The organism is Brevibacillus sp. FW301-21C12A, from assembly GCF_058788915.1.
The window spans coordinates 38,327-51,937 of sequence record NZ_JBYTBG010000015.1 but is presented as its reverse complement, the minus strand read 5'-3'; the positions used below and the strand labels follow the sequence as shown (position 1 = coordinate 51,937).

The window sequence follows — 13,611 nt, the reverse complement described above, 5'->3', positions numbered from 1 at the left end:
TGGAAACACGTTTGTTAACGTTTGTTGAAACTCCTCTACTTCCCTCCCGTTTTATATATATTTGGCGGCTATAGGCCGTCTTTTTTTTGCTTTTTTCTGATCGGGGCGTTTGTGTGAAAAGATGTTGCAATTGGAATTTTTGTTGAATTTATTGTAAAGTGGGGGTAGTTTTCAACAGGGGGCGGGGAATGCGTTGGTGCTGTGAGCGCATGGGATGTAAGCTTCGTGATTTTCGGTTTCAAATGCATGGAATGTTGGGGAAGGCCGGGTTTTGCTACGTTGCCCGGGTTATGTTTGGCGGGTCATGTCATGTTTCGCAGGCCCACAAGCTCTAGTCAGGCTACGCTAGCCCAAGTCAGGCAACGTAAGCGCCTGTCAGGTTACGCAAGCCCGAGTCAGGCAACGTGAGTCCAAGTAAGGTTACGCACGCTCAAGTCAGGCAATGCAAGCCCAGGTCATGTTGGCGTAGGCCCATGCCTACTCTCTGGCTTCTCATCGAGCAATGCGCTTTTGCAATAGCGCGGCTGACAAGCAAGACAAAAAACGGTTTGGCGGGAGGAAACTGTCGTGATTACATATCCGTCTTTGAAAAAAGGAAGTACGATCGGGGTTACTGCTCCGTCCTCAGGGGTGCCGGGCGAATTGCATGAGCTGCTCAAGCTCGCCTGCAGGCGGATGGAGGAGCGCGGCTACCAGACCGTGTGCAAGGACACAGCCTGGACGCAGCAAAAAGCCAAGTCTGCGGAGGCAAAAGTCCGTGCGGCCGAGTTTAACGCATTGCTCCGCGACGACAGCATTGATCTGATTATCCCGCCGTGGGGCGGCGAGCTGCTGATTGAAATTCTTGAGTACCTTGATTTCGAAGCCTTACCTGCCAAATGGGTGCTCGGCTACTCCGATGTCAGCCTGCTGCTTTTTGTCATTACACTGAAAACGGGCCTGGCAACCGCGCACGGAGCCAACCTGATCGATTTGCGCGGAACGTCCATGGATGAGACGACAGCCAAGTGGGAGGCGGTGCTTTCGACTGGGGCAGGCGAGCAGGTTGTGCAGGAGGCATCGGCTCTCTACCAGGCGCAATGGCAGCATGACAAGCCCACTCCGGTTGTTTTTCACCTCACAGAGCCGACCCGCTGGAAATCGACTGAAGCCGCACCGCTAAAACTGACAGGACGGCTGCTTGGCGGCTGCATTGACGTCATCCGCCACGTCGTCGGGACGCCTTACGGAGATGTCCGGCGGTTTCAACGAGAGCGGATTCAGAACGAACCGATCGTCTGGTACCTGGAAAATTGCGAGCTGTCGACTGCCGATTTGCGCAGGTCGCTTGTACAGATGAAGTTGGCAGGCTGGTTCGAGCATTGCGCCGGGATCATGTTTGGGCGCAGCGCAGCGAATCAACCCGTAGACGGCTATACAGCAGAAGATGTATATCAGGAGCTGGCCGCAGAGCTGCGGGTACCGATCCTGTACGACATCGACTGTGGGCATGTGCCTCCGCAGATGACGTTTGTAAACGGAGCGCGCGCCGAGATCGACATGACCGGGGAAAGGCCGCGGGTGACGCAGACTTTTTGTCCGTAGTGGTGGGCTAGATAGTGGCATATAGAGAAGGACAGCAGGAAGTCTGCTGTCCTTTTTTCGAGTAGGCGATACGAGTTTGTAAACGTTCGTTCGCGCTGTGTAGGGACAAGGGGGGCGAAGGGCTTCGCGTAAAAATGGATGAAGCCATGTTTACTCAAGCTCGTAACGGTCTTACCCGTCTGAAAACGTCAATTGCTTTCCGACGATTCGCGCTTGTGCAGATTCGACAGGGCTACGCCGAGAAAAATAAAGGCCGCTCCGACGAAAAAGCTGACGCCCAGGTGCTCGTGCAGCAGAAGCCAGCCCAGAAATGCGCCGACGATCGGCTGGACGAAGAAGAAACCTGCCCCACTGCCCGCCTGCATCAGTTCGAAGCCTTTGTTCCACAGGTAAAACGCCCCGGCTGTCGAGATGAGTCCGATGTACAGCACACCGGCCCAAATCTCCCAGCCAAACTGCCAGGAGACAGGCGTGACAGACAGTTCCCAGACCATGACAGGGCTGGTGAAGACGAGACCAAACAAGGCCACGTACGTTGTGACGAGCAGAGAGGAATAACGCTGCGTCGCTTTTTTGCTGAGGACGGTGTAAAGCCCCCAGCTTACCGCTGCCACGAGCAGAATCAGGTTGCCTGTCAGAGACGACTGGGCGTCCGCCTGGTCCGGCACGCCGATGACGATGATGACGCCCACGGTTGCAAGCAAAATGCCTGTTGCCTGCTTGAAGTGGATTTTCTCTTTGAGCAGCCAAACCGCGAAAATGGCGATAAAAGCAGGGGAAGCGGAAGTAATCAGCGCGCCCATATGCGCGGTCGAGAGCTTCGTGCCGAGAAATTGCGCCGCGATTGAGATGGTGACCCCGACAAAGGCAATGGTCATCAGCAGCGGATAATCTTTTTTCAGGACGGTTTCTCTGCGAGCGAGAGCGAAAGCCCCCAAAACGATCAGCGCGATGCCGAAGCGCAAGATCAAAAGCGTAAACGGCGGAATGACGTCCAGCACGACTTTGCTCACGACGTAGACGCCACCCCAAATTGCGGCAGCGAGAGTCAGGCAAATGGCGCCGAGTAACGATTGCTTCCATTGTGAATGCGACATGAATAGTCCCTCCCGGAATGAATCTGAATGGTACAGTCAGGCTTGTTAGCCGGGAGGCCGTTAGAAAAACCGCTTCCTCACCGACTAGGCGAGGACAGGTACATCACATTCGAACAGGCGACGCTTCATTGCGGTTCACCTCCTTATGGCTCAGATGGGGAGTCAAGCCATTTTGCGACCAAAAGCACTGGCTGCGTCAGCAGTCCAACGGGCGCTTCCACCTGGCGATACTGTTCGTAGCCGAGCCTGCCCCAAAAGCGCAGAGCGGGCTCATTATGCGCGATGACTCCATGGTGGATGTGCCGGGTGCCGTGTACGGCGCAGAAGCTCTCGAACAGCTTCACCGCTTCTTTACCCAGTCCTTTTTTCTGCCAGGAAGCGTGCAAGACGAGCAGGCTGATCCAGCTTTTCGGCTCGCTATCGCTTGCGAGGACGACGTGCATCACGCCAACGGGTGTCCCTTCTACGGCCAAAAGCAGCCAATATCCCTGGGGAATGGCAAGCGTCGAATCGTACTCCGCTTCCAGCTCGCTGAGAGTCATGGTGCTGACGTTGTGGCGCAGCAGGTTGTACCCGGGGTTGCTGTTGTACACCTCCAGCACAAACGGCAGCTCTGCGCGCTGCAATTCGCGGATGGCGAGCCTTTCCCCGGTGAGCTTCAGTGTCATTTGGTCCCTCCGTATTTGCGAATCAGCCCGATCTGTCCGCCGTGATAGCCAGGCGTCCGAGTGCCTGACGGGGAGTCAGGATGCCGATTGGAGCTTCGCACGGAACATCCCATGCTTCGGGCGGCAGCGCAGCGAGAGAGTCGACCAGATGGCGGTACGAGGCTTCACAGATGGCGAGAAGCGCCGCCAGATCGGTGAAGTTCCCTTCGTCTTTGACCGGGCCGATGGTGCTCAACGAGATGTCGGAAGGGAGTGGACGCTGAAAAAACATCAGACAGAACCGATACTCGACTTCGGCGATATGGCGAATCAAAAAGCCGATGGAATTAGAGCCCGGGGCGAGCTTTAAGGGAAGCTCGTCAGCCTGCAGATTGGCCGGCGCGTCCATGTAACGGGAGCGGGCCGTTTGCAGCGAAGGCAGCAGTTCCTGCTCAAACATCCAGCCATCCTTTCCAGATCGCTTGTTCTTTTCTTTTATTATAGGAGAAACAGAGGGAAAGACCAGCAGAATCGTTTGGAATATTTTGAATGAATATTCACTCAGTTACCGATATTCGTTATACTGGAAGAAACAGTCCAAGGAGTGAGAGAGATGGCCCATCGCTTTGCGTTTACCGTGCAATCTACGGATATTGATGTCATCGGTCATGTGAACAATGCCAAATATTTGGAGTACATGGAGTGGGCGAGGTTTGACTGGATCTGGCAACTGGGATTTACGCTCGATGAATTGAAGCGGCGGGCCGTAATGCCTGTGGTTGTCAATATCAATATCAACTATCGAAAAGAGCTGCATATGCGCGAAGAGGTGTACGCGCTTACGACTGCGCTGCGGGTTGGAGAAAAAAGCTTCGTGATTCGCCATGAGCTGTACAACAGCGAGGACGTGCTGGCCGCAGACGCCGATGTCACAATGGTCATGATCGATGCGAACACGAGACGGTCGGTCGCGCTGCCGGATGAATTGAAAGCCGCGTTGGAAAAAGAGCTGGCAGCCACATAACCTTCGATGCAATGGGGGCAATGGACGATGGTCACTTGCCTCCTGCCTTGCCTGCACGCTTACTTGCGCAGTTGGTCGAGGCGAAACGCATTCCACTCCAGCGCACGCAGGGCAAGCGTTTCCAGCACGCGTTCGTGGCGGTCCTGGCCGTCTTTGACATCTGCCATGTCCTGTTTGAGCAGGGCGACGTCTTGTTTTAGTTCAGCCACGTCCTGTTTGAGCACGTTGACATCTTGCTTTAACTCGGCAACATCCTGCTTGAGTACGGCCACCTCATGCTTCAACTCAGCCACGTCCTGCTTGAGCACAGCTACATCATGCTTCAACTCAGCCACGTCCTGCTTGAGCACAGCTACATCATGCTTCAGCTCAGCCACGTCCTGCTTGAGCACAGCTACATCATGCTTCAGCTCAGCGACCTCACCTTTAAGCTGATGCACCTCCATCGTTAAAGCTTCCAGCTTGGCGTCTGTCTCGTCCTGCCTGTCCAAAATGGCGCGCGTAACCAAACGAAGCTCATTCATTCCTTCCAGCAGTTGGTCGATTTTTTCTTCTGACATACCGTCAGCCTCCTTTTTCGTAAAATGTGCCAAAATTGTTATGGTGACGCCGATAATCCGTTACAATGATCTTAGCAAAAGACAGCGGCTCACGCAGATATTTTTTAGAGGAAAAATGGAGGAAAACAGGGAAGAGGAAGTGACCATCTTGTCTCGATTCAGCACGATATTGTTTGATCTCGACGATACGCTGTTTGATTTTTCTGCTTGCTGGGAAAAAGGGATGCAGCAGACGATTGCCACACATGCACTCACGACTGACCTGGACGGCGCGGAGCTGCTTGCGGCGTTGCGCCGCCACGGAGACGATCTGTGGGTGGATGTTATAGCGAAAAAGTACGATTTTACGCAGTATCGCCAGTTGCGCCTGCAGAGGGCCATGGCCGACTTAAACCGCACGATCGCAGTAGAAGAGGCTGACGATTTCCAGCGGACTTACCAGGCGGCTTGCCTCGAGGCCGTCCAGCCTGATCCGGCTGTGCAGGCTGTCATCGCGAAGCTGGCAGAGGAGCATAAGCTTGGCATCGTCACCAATGGTCCGGTAGACATGGCGTTTATCAAGCTGGAGCGTTTGGGGCTGTCTGCTTACTTCCCGCAAGAGCGGGTGGTGATTTCCGAGCTGCTCGGCTACCATAAGCCGGACCCGCGGATTTATGCGGCGGCGCAAGAGCGATTCGGCGTGGCGAGCAGCGAGGTGCTGTTTGTTGGCGATACATGGGAAGCGGATGTGGCAGGAGCTATTGATGCGGGGTTTTCCGCTGTCTGGCTGAATCCACGTGGGAAAAAGGCCACTTCTGCTCATCAGCCGCTGGCCGTTATCGAACGGCTGGAGCAGTTGCCAGCGTATTTGTAGTGTGGAGTTGTGACAGTAGCGTCGGACCGCAGCAGTAGCCAGTAGTAAACTTGTGCCAGCAGCGCCAGCCACAGCAGTAGCCAGTAGTAAACTTGCGACAGCAGCGACGGGCTGCAGCAGTAGCCTGTAGTAAAACTTACGACAGATCGACGGCCCACAACAGTAGCTATACTCACTCGTAGCCAGCATTTACACCCCCCATCAACAACCTCCCCCAAAAAGACAGCTCTTTCCCTCCGCCAACGAAATCGCCACCCTGCCAACCGCAGCTTGCGCGTGTTTTCGCTACAGCCGGGTCAAGAGCTGTCTTTTTCTATTCCCCTCGCCGCGCAGCTTTCCGCTCGCTCCACCGCTTTGCCGCCCAGGCCAGATTGACCGCGAGCAGCCCGCAGACGATATACATCGAAACAGTCCACTCGCCATTTCCAAATATCAGCCGATACGCCAACACTGTCGCCAGAATCAGCGTAAAAACTCCACTAGACATCCCCATCCTCCTGCATAAATATATTTTTCCAGAGAGGGCACATCGACGTTCACGCCGTAAATGTCCACACGCGCTTGCACGAGGGCGCACACCAATGCGGCCACCTTTTGCTCCTCATCTACCTGAAGCTGGAAGCGGCCTTCTCCCCAACGGATGTTGCGGCTCAGCGACTCGACAAAGGCGCGCAGCGCGGCTTGTTCTTCTGCGGAAAAGGCGGAGTGGCGCACCTGGACCTGCCGCCAGGCTTGCTGGGCGGCCTGCAGTTCGGTGAGGCTGCCTTCTGAAGCGATCTTGCCGCTTTTCATAATCGCGATGCGGGTGCAAATTTTCTCTACCTCGTGCAAGTTGTGCGAGGTCATGAAAATCGTTTTGCCTTGCTGATGCAAGCGCAACAGCAGCTCCTGAATGTGCAGGGCTGACTCGACGTCAACGCCGGAGGTCGGCTCGTCGAGGAACAAAATCTCCGGGTCGCCGACCATTGCCTGGGCAATGCCCAGCTTCTTTTTCATCCCGAAGGAAAACGTTTTGGCTTTGCGCGCAGCGTGTTCGCCAAGCTCTACGGCGTCGAGGATGCGCATGCAGTCCTCATGCGTCAGTCCAACTTTTTTGACGCGGGCGAAATAGCGCAGGTGATCCGCAGCAGACAGAGAGTCGTAAAAGGTGGAATAATCGGGCAACACGCCAATGCGTCGCTTCCAGTCTTCCGTCTGGACATCGTGGCCGAACATCCGGATACTGCCCGAGCTCGGGCGGATGATGCCTGTCAGCATGTTGATAAACGTAGACTTCCCCGCCCCGTTTCTCCCCAGAAACCCGAAAATTTCTCCGCCTCGCACGGATAAGCTCACCTGATCGACAACGGTGCGATCGCCGAAGCGTTTGCTCAATTGCAGCGTTTCAATGACGGCCATCAACAATCTCTCCTTTGGAACAAGTACATGGAAGCGCCGAGAAACAGAGCGGCATAGAGCCAGATAAACCCGATCCAGGCGCCGCCTTTTTCCATAAACACAAACGGGGTCAAATAGGCGATCCACTGAGCGGCCGGATGGTCGGAGAAGGTGCTCCACAATCCGAGTCCAGGCAGAAGCATCGCGGCGACGATGCCGAGAAACATTGTGTAGCTCGGCCGAGGGACCACAAGCGAGAGCAAGAGCGCCAGCGAGATGCAATAGACGAGCAGCGACAGGCACTGCCAAAAGGTTTTGCCGTCAAACGTATGGACAGTGACCAGCACCACGCCGAACGTAATCGCAAGACAGCTCAGCCAGAAGCAGACGACCCCGAGAAATTTCCCGAGGACAATCTGGTTCCGGGACGTGCGCGTGACGAGAAACCGCATCGTCCGCCCCGCCAGCTCGCGGTTGATGACGTCATGGGACAAGCTGAATACGAACAGCGGCCCCAGGAGCATAATCAGTGTAAAAATACCGAGGGCGTGCCCCTGCGCCAGATCCTGTGCCGGGACAAAAGCCGCCGCCCGATTGACCAGATCGGAAACCCAATACGATACGCCGACGATAAAGGCGATCGTAATCAATGACTTGATGCTTTTAAACAATCGAACATATTCGTGCCTGCAAATAGCCCACATAAGCGTGATCGCTCCTTTCCCTTTCAGCATAAGCGACGAATCTTTCCTGTACGAAACCGCAACCTTACCATTACCTTATCTTTTTCGTAGCCGCCCCTCGCCCGTGATATGATGAAGGAGAAAAAGGGAGTGAGAACGTGGAAAAAGAAGCGAAAATCTTGCTGGTAGACGACGAGGAAGCGATTTTGCACATGCTGAAAACGGTGCTGCAAAAAGAAGGCTTCGTTTACATAGATACGTGCACGCGAGCAGAGCAGGCGTTGCGATTGGTAGAGGAGCGCCGCTATGATTTGCTGATTCTCGATGTGATGCTGCCGGACAAAAACGGCTTCGAGCTATGCTCCGCCGTTCGCCAGCGCACGAAGGCGCCGATTTTTTTCCTGACGGCGAAAGGAACGGATTTTGACAAGCTGAGCGGCTTTGCCCACGGGGCTGACGATTATATTACGAAGCCGTTTCACCCGCTTGAGGTCGTCGCCCGGATGAAGGCCCACCTGCGCCGGACAATGGGAATGGCCGCTCCTGCCGCACCCCCGGAGCCAAAAATTTACGACTTCGGCCGTTTCCAGGTCAATGCGGATGCTGCCGAGCTGATCGTAGGCGGCGAGCAGGTGGACTGCCCGGCGCAGGTGTTTTCCTTGCTCGTGTTTTTTTGCCAGCATCCAAACCGCGTGTTCACCAAAGAGCAAATATACGATCACGTCTGGAAGGACGAGTACGGATTGTTTGATGAAAATACAGTGATGGTGCACATCCACAAGCTCCGCCAGCGAATCGAGGAAAATCCGGGACAGCCCAAGTATTTGCTTACTGTAAGAGGGTTGGGCTACAAGCTGGTGACGCCAGGGAGACAGGCATGAACCTGCGCAAAAAACTGATTCTGCAATACGTCCGCCAGTTTTTCGGCTTTTTGCTGGTGCTGCTCCTGTGCCTGATCGTGTCGCTGGTTCTTTTGGGCATTCGGCTGATGAACGAGGAGATGGAGGCAGACTTGTCGCGCCTGGTGGCTTCCGACCTGCAAATGCAGCTTGAATACGAGCAGGGAAAAGTCAGCGTCAACGACCGGGTACGAAAAAGTGTCGACAGCCACAACGGCTGGCTGCAAATCATCGACCGCAACGGCAAGCTGCTGTACGCGTACCGCACGCCGGACAATGTTCCGCAGGAGTACGAGCCTGGAGAGTGGATCGCGCAGGCGCAAAATGACGAGAGCGCTCTCTACCACGTGAAGCATTGGGTAGTGGATCTGCCGGAGGCAAACACAAACAAAAAAGCAATCGTGTTGTACGGAGCACCCGCGCCGGAAAATGCCTTGATGGCAAAACTGCTCGCAGCGAAGCCTGCCAACGGTGCGGCTGTCCCGGCCGAGCTGGCGCAGAGCTTTTCCCGGGAAAAGGCGTGGTACGCCGTCTATGATCGGCAAGGGCGGCTCAGCGGACAGTACAACGCGCCACAGATGGCCGAGCAACTCGACTTGATCCAACTGTTGCAGATGGAAAACGAAAACAGAAATACTCCGGACTTTACCGTCAGCCGTTACGACAAGGAGAGCGGGCTTACGTACGTAGTCGGTATGGCGAATCCGTGGTACCGTCCCGGAGCTGCCGCAGAGTCTGTCGACAGCATGATCGCGGACACTTTTTGGCAGGTGGGGATTATTCTGATCGTGTCCGTGCTGGTCGCAGGCAGTTGGTATGCGCTGCGCATCGGGAAGCCGCTGTTGCACATGGTGAACTGGCTGGGCAATCTGGCGCAGGGGCGCTATGCAGAGCCGACAGGAAAAAACGGACGGCGTGTCGGGACGACGCGAAAAGGGAAGCGCAAGAAGTCGTTTGCCGTCTTTCAGGACATTTTTGACGCGCTGGCGAAGCTCAGCCATACGCTGCAGGCGAATGAGGAACGGCAAAAGGACGTGGAGAGGACGCGCGAGGAATGGATATCCGGGCTTTCCCACGACCTGAAGACGCCGCTCAGCTCGATTTTCGGCTATGCGACGATGCTGGAGTCGGAGCAGTACGAGTGGGGCAGAGGGGAAGTCAGCCAGTTTGGCCGGACGATCCGGGAAAAGGCAGACTACATGAACGGCCTGATTGAAGACTTGAACCTGACGTACCGCCTGAAAAACCACGCGCTGTCCATGGTCAAGGAACCCGTCCCGGTCGTGGAGGCGATCCGCCGCATTACGGCTGACCTGGTCAACGAGCCGGACGCAGCCGGGCACGATATCGGGTTTGAGGCGCGCGAGGAAAAAATAGTCGCGATGGTCGATCCGAAATGGTTTTCGCGAATCATCATCAACATTTTGACGAATGCGATCCGGCATACGCCGAAAGGGACGGCTGTGCGCGTAGAGGTTAGCCTCGCAGCACCAGACAGCTTTGTTGTCCGGATTGCGGACAACGGCCCGGGGATGGATGAAAAAACGTTGGCAAACTTGTTCGAGCGCTATTACCGCGGAGGCCATACCGAGGAGGACACGAGCGGGACAGGATTGGGAATGGCGATTGCGAAGCAGCTCGTCATCGCGCACGGAGGGCAAATCGACGTCAAAAGCCAGCCGGGAAAAGGAACGGAGGTTGTCATGACCTTTCCGTGCCAGCCAGCCGGACAGTGAGCTGTTCCAAGTCGGAGCGCGAATACAAAAAAGGTGCCGCTGCCCGTGCAGACGACACCTTTTTTATTTGCCTAGTGAATGGCGTTTTTCTTGAATTGTCCGCCGCGCACGTCGTGGATGTTGCCGACTGCGAGGAAGGCACTCGGGTCGATTTCTTCCACGATCAGCTTCAGCTTGGCCTCTTCCAGACGGGTGATGATGCAGAAAATGACTTTCTTGTCATCGCCGGTGTAGCCACCCTCACCTTTCAAATAGGTGACACCGCGTCCCAGACGGGCAACGATGGCGTCTCCCAATGCCTTGTGATTGTCGCTAATAATCCAGACCGACTTGGATTCCTGGAAGCCTTCGATGGTCAGATCGATCATTTTGAAAGCAATGTAATAGGCGATCAGCGAGTACATCGCGCGATCCCAACCGAATACGAATCCGGCACTGCTCAAAATGAATAGGTTGATAAACATGACGATCTCACCAACGGAGAACGGAGACTTTTTGTTAAACAGTACCGCAATGATTTCCGTACCATCCAGAGAGCCGCCGTAACGCAGGACGAGCCCTACGCCAATTCCCAAAATAATGCCGCCAAACACGGCTGCCAACAGCGGATCATCCGTCAAGCCAGGGACTTCGTGCAACAGCATCGTACCCACGGACATGACACTGACCCCAAACAGCGTGGAAATAGCGAACGTCTTTCCGATTTGCTTATATCCGATTATGAGAAAAGGCAGATTAAGCAAGAACAGGAAAATGCCAAGAGAAAGAGAAGTGAGATGCGAGGCAATGATGGAGATACCTACAATTCCTCCGTCGATGATCTTGTTCGGCACGAGGAAAATCTCCAAAGCTACCGATACAAGGGAAGCACCGACGAGAATAAAGAAGATTCTCTTCAGCAACTTTCCAATGGGTAATTTTTGATGAGTCGAAATTGCATTTTGTTGTTCCATCGTTTCTCTCCCCATTGTGAAATTTTCTACTCTCTTATTATAACATTCATTTTTGATTGACTACTGCTCAATTGCACATTATACGAAAAAAATAGCAAAATCTGATATGGATAATGAAATATGGGAGAAGGCACGCAGCTTGCACGGGATGGCCTGGACGCAAGCGCTCGCCAGTCTAGTCTGGAAAGCGGCGCCGAAAGCAGGCGAGGACGATTTTGTGCTGCGCGCCAAAATTTGGCGTCTGGCAGATCAGTCTGACATGACCAGATACGGGCACTCCCTGGTAGCAAGCACGATGTCGAGGTCGATCTCGACGGTGGCCCCTGTTGCATCGAGGACGAAAAAGCGCTTGGCAAACGTCTGCCGATAGTCGTGCAAAAGCTGGGCAAACGGCTCCCAATCCGCCTGGAGCATATGGTGGTTCAGTTCAAAAACGACGGTTTTCGCCTGCTTCGCGATGATTCTTTCCATGCCGAGAAAAGCCTGATACTCGCCGCCTTCAATGTCGATTTTGACAAAGTCGACGCGCTCGTCGGCACGGATAAGCTCATCGACGGCAGCGGCTTCTGCTTCGATACAGTCAAATTCGTCCTTGTAGTGCTTGTGGTAGTCTGCGCTGTGCTGGTGCAGGGAGCTGTTGCCGAGGAAGCGGCGGGAGGCGTAGAACGCGATGCGGGACGGCCGGGAAAAGGCAGCCAGCGGATAGGCGTGAACCCGATCGTGAAAAATCCGGGAATTACCTCCTTGGTGGTTTTGCAAAATACATTACAGATTATGTACAGCAGGACGTTTTGAGACGTGTTGCTTTCATTACGGCATGGCAAAAGGGCAAAAGAAAAAAGGCTGTCTCCAGGGACAGCCTTTTTGTTATGCGGAAAAGCGTGACTTTGTCTTACTCTTTGGTAGCCGCTACTTCAGTAGAAGCTTTTTGCTCGCCGTGTCCGTCCATGTATTCGTCAGGACCGATGATGCCAGCTTCGCGGTCTTGTTTCTCCAGCTCCAGCGCTTTTGGCACAGAGAGCCAGTAGGCGAGCGCGATGGCGATCACACCTGCACCGAGCTTGCCGAGCATCACCGGCAAGATGATGTTAGGCTGGAAGTTCGCGGAGAAGGACAAGTGGTCGCCCAGCAAGAACGCCGCACATACCGCGAAGGAGATGTTGATGACTTTGTCTTTTGGCGGCATGGAGCGCACGAGGCGGAACATGGCCAAAATGTTGGCGACAGTTGCCAGCAGCCCCGCACTGCCTGTAGGACTGAGGCCCAGCTTGTTGCCCAGCGCTTCCAGTGGCTTCGCCGCGTATTTGCGCAGCAAGTACACCATCGGGAACGCACCGCAGAGCATGATTCCGATGTAACCGGCTGTTTCCAGCGCGCGGTATTGGTCTTTCGGGTCGGCGATGATCGGATCGAATCCCCAAGAGCCGAATACGGTAGAGAAAATGCCTGTAAAGTATTCCACGATCGAAAACACGAGAACGAGTTTGATGCCAGCGTCCATTGTTTTACCAAAGATCATGAATCCGCGAATCATCAGGTCAGGCATGAAGCGCAGACCTGCGGCAATCGCCACAACAAAAATCAGGATAGGGGACAAGTTCAAAAGCACCTGGCCGATTCCGATGGCAAACGCATACGTGGAGTCAGCGTTTGTAGAGATTTCAGCACGAACTTGCGCGTTTGACAGAGAGAGAATGGCACTGGTGATGAAAGCGCCGATCGGAACAGTCAAAATCCCGGACATGACGCCAAGCGCCATGTATTTGTGGTCGCGCTTGTCGAGCATGGCCAGCCCCATTGGAATGGAGAAAACGATGGTCGCACCAGCCATCAGACCGACGACCATAGCCATTACCCAGCCTTCTGTCGAGCTTTTCAAGATGTTCGCCAACTGGTAGCCACCCATGTCGGAAGCCAAAATGGCTGTTGCCGCGAGGGCAGGATCGGCGCCGATTTTGTGGAAAATCGGCGACACCGCTTTTTCCACAAACCACGAGATGTAAGGGAGGGAGGCCATGATCCCGGCTGCGGGAACGAAGATGTAACCGGTTGAGTGAATTCCTTCCATGAACTCCTTGCCAAGCCCTTCATCGCTGTTGCGGATTGCGGCGACAGCACCGATGACTGCGCATAGCATGATGATGTAAATAATGACACTTCCAATGTGCTCCATGGACAACCCCACCTTTTTGAAAGAT

Annotated in this window: 15 protein-coding genes; 5 read left to right on the top strand and 10 right to left on the bottom strand. The window is 54.6% G+C overall.

Annotated elements, in window-relative coordinates:
- Positions 1-567 precede the first annotated feature (567 nt).
- Positions 568-1,584, top strand: a complete 1,017-nt coding sequence (locus AC3WQH_RS11880) for a S66 family peptidase (protein ID WP_005830033.1) — start codon at positions 568-570, stop codon at positions 1,582-1,584.
- 188 nt (positions 1,585-1,772) lie between these two features.
- Here AC3WQH_RS11880 and AC3WQH_RS11875 read toward each other — a convergent pair whose 3' ends face one another.
- The 3 genes from AC3WQH_RS11875 to AC3WQH_RS11865 all read right to left on the bottom strand — a co-directional run bounded on the left by AC3WQH_RS11875 (position 1,773) and on the right by AC3WQH_RS11865 (position 3,788).
- Entirely contained in the window at positions 1,773-2,681 is a 909-nt protein-coding gene (locus AC3WQH_RS11875; protein ID WP_005830035.1) for a DMT family transporter, read from the bottom strand.
- Positions 2,682-2,824: 143 nt separating this feature from the next.
- The gene (locus AC3WQH_RS11870) at positions 2,825-3,349 is read right to left on the bottom strand and encodes a GNAT family N-acetyltransferase (protein WP_492332054.1); all 525 of its coding nucleotides are present in this window, start codon (positions 3,347-3,349) and stop codon (positions 2,825-2,827) included.
- A gap of 22 nt (positions 3,350-3,371) precedes the next feature.
- Entirely contained in the window at positions 3,372-3,788 is a 417-nt protein-coding gene (locus tag AC3WQH_RS11865; RefSeq protein WP_492332053.1) for a DinB family protein, read from the bottom strand.
- 153 nt (positions 3,789-3,941) lie between these two features.
- Here AC3WQH_RS11865 and AC3WQH_RS11860 point away from each other — a divergent pair, with 153 nt between their 5' ends.
- Positions 3,942-4,352 (top strand): acyl-CoA thioesterase, encoded by a 411-nt coding sequence (locus tag AC3WQH_RS11860; protein ID WP_005830039.1) that lies wholly within the window; start codon positions 3,942-3,944, stop codon positions 4,350-4,352.
- A gap of 59 nt (positions 4,353-4,411) precedes the next feature.
- Here AC3WQH_RS11860 and AC3WQH_RS11855 read toward each other — a convergent pair whose 3' ends face one another.
- A complete protein-coding gene (locus tag AC3WQH_RS11855; protein ID WP_025845431.1) occupies positions 4,412-4,912 on the bottom strand; it encodes a hypothetical protein in 501 nt (166 codons plus the stop codon).
- 148 nt (positions 4,913-5,060) lie between these two features.
- On the opposite strand from AC3WQH_RS11855, the gene AC3WQH_RS11850 reads away from it, so the two are divergent.
- Complete coding sequence (locus AC3WQH_RS11850; RefSeq protein WP_274388545.1) at positions 5,061-5,765, top strand: HAD family hydrolase; 705 nt, start codon at positions 5,061-5,063, stop codon at positions 5,763-5,765.
- A gap of 313 nt (positions 5,766-6,078) precedes the next feature.
- Here the strand turns inward: AC3WQH_RS11850 and AC3WQH_RS11845 are convergent, their stop codons facing one another.
- Genes AC3WQH_RS11845 through AC3WQH_RS11835 form a run of 3 tightly spaced genes read right to left on the bottom strand, consistent with a single transcriptional unit; the run spans position 6,079 to position 7,846 of the window.
- Positions 6,079-6,252: a hypothetical protein gene (locus tag AC3WQH_RS11845; RefSeq protein ID WP_007779499.1), complete on the bottom strand. Its 174-nt coding sequence runs from the start codon at positions 6,250-6,252 to the stop codon at positions 6,079-6,081.
- Entirely contained in the window at positions 6,228-7,163 is a 936-nt protein-coding gene (locus AC3WQH_RS11840) for an ABC transporter ATP-binding protein (RefSeq protein WP_429787755.1), read from the bottom strand. The genes AC3WQH_RS11845 and AC3WQH_RS11840 overlap by 25 nt, the downstream gene beginning before the upstream one ends.
- Positions 7,163-7,846 carry an ABC transporter permease gene (locus AC3WQH_RS11835; RefSeq protein WP_007779505.1) on the bottom strand — a complete coding sequence of 228 codons (684 nt, stop codon included), beginning with the start codon at positions 7,844-7,846 and terminating at the stop codon, positions 7,163-7,165. Before AC3WQH_RS11835 ends, AC3WQH_RS11840 begins: the two co-directional genes overlap by 1 nt.
- A 137-nt stretch (positions 7,847-7,983) precedes the next feature.
- Here AC3WQH_RS11835 and AC3WQH_RS11830 point away from each other — a divergent pair, with 137 nt between their 5' ends.
- Together AC3WQH_RS11830 and AC3WQH_RS11825 are read left to right on the top strand one after the other, a co-directional pair.
- Positions 7,984-8,706: a response regulator transcription factor gene (locus AC3WQH_RS11830; RefSeq protein WP_005830049.1), complete on the top strand. Its 723-nt coding sequence runs from the start codon at positions 7,984-7,986 to the stop codon at positions 8,704-8,706.
- Entirely contained in the window at positions 8,703-10,460 is a 1,758-nt protein-coding gene (locus tag AC3WQH_RS11825; RefSeq protein WP_007779511.1) for a sensor histidine kinase, read from the top strand. The genes AC3WQH_RS11830 and AC3WQH_RS11825 overlap by 4 nt, the downstream gene beginning before the upstream one ends.
- A gap of 71 nt (positions 10,461-10,531) precedes the next feature.
- Here AC3WQH_RS11825 and AC3WQH_RS11820 read toward each other — a convergent pair whose 3' ends face one another.
- From AC3WQH_RS11820 to eutH, 3 genes are all read right to left on the bottom strand, one after another.
- Positions 10,532-11,413 carry a YitT family protein gene (locus AC3WQH_RS11820; protein WP_005830053.1) on the bottom strand — a complete coding sequence of 294 codons (882 nt, stop codon included), beginning with the start codon at positions 11,411-11,413 and terminating at the stop codon, positions 10,532-10,534.
- A gap of 249 nt (positions 11,414-11,662) precedes the next feature.
- On the bottom strand, positions 11,663-12,172 hold the full coding sequence (locus tag AC3WQH_RS11815) for an FkbM family methyltransferase (protein WP_492332052.1): 510 nt from the start codon (positions 12,170-12,172) through the stop codon (positions 11,663-11,665).
- A gap of 133 nt (positions 12,173-12,305) precedes the next feature.
- Positions 12,306-13,586: an ethanolamine utilization protein EutH gene (gene eutH, locus AC3WQH_RS11810; protein WP_005830057.1), complete on the bottom strand. Its 1,281-nt coding sequence runs from the start codon at positions 13,584-13,586 to the stop codon at positions 12,306-12,308.
- Positions 13,587-13,611: the final 25 nt, after the last annotated feature.

Coding starts and splice junctions, on each gene's coding strand:
- AC3WQH_RS11840 (WP_429787755.1), bottom strand. CDS start 7,163: ATGGCCGTCATTGAAACGCTGCAATTGAGCAAACGCTTCGGCGATCGC.
- eutH (WP_005830057.1), bottom strand. CDS start 13,586: ATGGAGCACATTGGAAGTGTCATTATTTACATCATCATGCTATGCGCA.
- AC3WQH_RS11825 (WP_007779511.1), top strand. CDS start 8,703: ATGAACCTGCGCAAAAAACTGATTCTGCAATACGTCCGCCAGTTTTTC.
- AC3WQH_RS11835 (WP_007779505.1), bottom strand. CDS start 7,846: ATGTGGGCTATTTGCAGGCACGAATATGTTCGATTGTTTAAAAGCATC.
- AC3WQH_RS11820 (WP_005830053.1), bottom strand. CDS start 11,413: ATGGAACAACAAAATGCAATTTCGACTCATCAAAAATTACCCATTGGA.
- AC3WQH_RS11845 (WP_007779499.1), bottom strand. CDS start 6,252: ATGTCTAGTGGAGTTTTTACGCTGATTCTGGCGACAGTGTTGGCGTAT.
- AC3WQH_RS11855 (WP_025845431.1), bottom strand. CDS start 4,912: ATGTCAGAAGAAAAAATCGACCAACTGCTGGAAGGAATGAATGAGCTT.
- AC3WQH_RS11870 (WP_492332054.1), bottom strand. CDS start 3,349: ATGACACTGAAGCTCACCGGGGAAAGGCTCGCCATCCGCGAATTGCAG.
- AC3WQH_RS11865 (WP_492332053.1), bottom strand. CDS start 3,788: ATGTTTGAGCAGGAACTGCTGCCTTCGCTGCAAACGGCCCGCTCCCGT.
- AC3WQH_RS11860 (WP_005830039.1), top strand. CDS start 3,942: ATGGCCCATCGCTTTGCGTTTACCGTGCAATCTACGGATATTGATGTC.
- AC3WQH_RS11875 (WP_005830035.1), bottom strand. CDS start 2,681: ATGTCGCATTCACAATGGAAGCAATCGTTACTCGGCGCCATTTGCCTG.